Source organism: Rhodococcus sp. 14-1411-2a, from assembly GCF_002259485.1.
Classification (GTDB): Bacteria; Actinomycetota; Actinomycetes; order Mycobacteriales; family Mycobacteriaceae; genus Rhodococcoides.
Genome location: NZ_NPGA01000006.1, coordinates 1 through 871, shown reverse-complemented (window position 1 = coordinate 871; position 871 = coordinate 1). Strand labels below are relative to the sequence as shown.

Sequence of the window (871 nt, the reverse complement as noted above, 5' to 3'; positions counted from 1 at the left end):
CCCAGCCACACCCGCGGCCAGATCGTCACCGCACTACGACTACTCGAACGCAAACAAGTCACCCTCCCACCCAAGAAACACGGAAACATCCCACTATGAGCGACGAAGCGAATCATGACGCAGCGAGCGACGAAGCGAATCATGATGCGGCGTCGGTCAGTTGGTCGTTTCGCGGAAGTCCGACGGACGTCGAGATCGCTGCTCTCGTTGCGGTTTTGACTGCCGCGCAGCCGTCGGTGGCCGAGGAATTGCCGGCCCCAATCGATCTGTGGGGTCGCCCGGAAGACATGCATCGCTACGGACTTTCAAGTGCCCCAGCTCTTTTCGTCAATGCCCGATATGGCCAGTGAAGGAATTTCAGTACATGACTACCTCGACTTCCCATAAGAAAATCTCGAAGGTTCTTGTCGCCAATCGTGGTGAGATCGCGGTGCGGGTGATCCGGGCGGCGGCCGATGCCGGGTTGGCCAGTGTCGCTGTGTACGCCGAACCCGACGCCGACGCACCGTTCGTCCGTCTGGCCGATGAGGCGTTCGCGCTCGGCGGTCAGAGCTCCGCGGAGTCGTACCTGGTGATCGACAAGATCATCGATGCAGCCGCCAAGTCCGGGGCCGACGCCATCCACCCCGGCTACGGATTCCTCTCCGAGAACGCCGACTTCGCCCAAGCCGTCATCGATGCCGGTCTGATCTGGATCGGACCGTCCCCGCAGTCCATCCGCGACCTCGGCGACAAGGTCACCGCCCGCCACATCGCCGCCCGCGCCAAAGCCCCCTCGGTCCCCGGCACCTCCGAACCGGTCAAAGACGCCGACGAAATCCTCGCCTTCGTCGACGAACACGGCCTGCCGATCGCGATCAAAGCCGCGTTC

The 871-nt window shown here is 62.8% G+C and carries 2 protein-coding genes; both read left to right on the top strand.

What is annotated here, in order from left to right; genetic code table 11:
* Positions 1 to 95 precede the first annotated feature (95 nt).
* Complete coding sequence (locus CH291_RS01895; RefSeq protein ID WP_094686584.1) at positions 96 to 350, top strand: acyl-CoA carboxylase epsilon subunit; 255 nt, start codon at positions 96 to 98, stop codon at positions 348 to 350.
* A gap of 14 nt (positions 351 to 364) precedes the next feature.
* Positions 365 to 871 (top strand): biotin carboxylase N-terminal domain-containing protein (locus CH291_RS01890; RefSeq protein WP_306437666.1); only part of this gene is annotated, 507 nt, incomplete at its 3' end.

What these genes read in the sequence shown, in the direction of transcription:
- CH291_RS01895 (WP_094686584.1), top strand. Translation starts at nt 96, where the DNA reads ATGAGCGACGAAGCGAATCATGACGCAGCGAGCGACGAAGCGAATCAT.